The organism is Cobetia sp. SIMBA_158 (genome assembly GCF_046566945.1).
Lineage (GTDB): Bacteria > Pseudomonadota > Gammaproteobacteria > Pseudomonadales > Halomonadaceae > Cobetia > Cobetia amphilecti.
This window is the reverse complement of sequence record NZ_JAWJYL010000429.1, coordinates 1-268: the sequence shown is the minus strand read 5'-3', so window position 1 is coordinate 268 and position 268 is coordinate 1. Positions and strand designations below refer to the sequence as shown.

Here is a 268-nt window from a genome sequence, read left to right as displayed (position 1 = left end):
ATGGTCCTCAGAAATATCATGACGAGTATCGTGTTTTTCATAACGGGAAAGGCTCTTATCATGAAGTGCGGGAAGCTATTCAGTTGGGAATTGATAACGGATTACATGGTGTATTGTCGGTTGTTAATTTAAAAATCTCTCCTCACGAACTTTATGATGAAATCAAAGGCTTAAATGTAAATAGCTTTAATATTCTCCTTCCGGATGGCCATTTTGATAAACTTCCGGACGGTCTCGAAAAAGATAAAATTAATACTTACCAATACAC

General features: G+C 36.2%; 1 protein-coding gene. It reads left to right on the top strand.

Features of this window, described 5'->3' with window-relative positions; all coding sequences use genetic code 11:
- A partial coding sequence (locus R2R70_RS20570; RefSeq protein WP_410978989.1) for a hypothetical protein occupies nt 1-268 on the top strand: 268 nt, incomplete at both ends.